Here is an 815-nt window from a genome sequence, read left to right as displayed (position 1 = left end):
ACCAGCTTCCGTATTGAACCGACTGAGTTCAATTTTGGCGGCACTCTCACATCAAACGGATTAGCTGTCGAGCTGAAAGCTGACCCAACCACACCGGGCGGCTACATCGGTTATGTTACTGATGGTTCGAATGTTGAAACCAATGTGTTCACGATTAGTTTCTCGGATACCAATTTAGGTCAATACACCTTCACCTTACTTGAAGCACTAGACCATGTAGATGGCCTCGCAAATAATAATTTGAGTTTCGACTTACCGGTTTACGCGGTCGATAGCGATGGCGATGACTCGTTGGTGTCTCAACTTAACGTGACCATTGGTGATGATGTTCAAATCATGCAAGGTGGTACGTTAGATATCACTGAACCAAATCTTGCAGACGGCACAGTGACAACCAATACCATCGATGTGATGCCAGAACAAAGTGCCGATGGTGCGACGATCACTCAGTTTACGTATGACGGTCAAGTTCGAACACTGGATCAAACGGACACAGGTGAGCAGCAATTTAGCTTCACAGAGGGTGAGTTGTTCATCACTCTTGAAGGTGAAGTACGCTTCGAACCAAACCGCAATCTAGACCACACGGTTAGCGAAGACATCGTCAAATCGATTGTCGTGACCTCAAGCGATGGCGATGTGGATGTTGAAACGGCGACGGTTGTTCTGACCATTACCGATGGTGATATTCCAACCATCGAATCCGTACCAAGCGTGACGCTATCAGAAACACAACTTTCTGATGGCTCGACACCAAGCGGCAGTGCGGTGAGTCAAACCGAGACTATCTCGTTTACCAACCAAAGTGATGATGT

General features: G+C 47.1%; 1 protein-coding gene. It reads left to right on the top strand.

Translation table 11 applies throughout. The features are described 5' to 3' along the window. Positions 1-815, top strand: an 815-nt coding sequence (locus tag AB4583_RS21310) for a hypothetical protein (protein WP_372119273.1), incomplete at both ends; no start/stop codon positions are given.

Origin of the sequence: Vibrio sp. 10N.222.49.C12, assembly GCF_041475025.1 — a bacterium.
GTDB classification, from domain to species: Bacteria; Pseudomonadota; Gammaproteobacteria; order Enterobacterales; family Vibrionaceae; genus Vibrio; species Vibrio crassostreae_C.
This window is presented reverse-complemented; position numbering and strand designations above follow the sequence as displayed.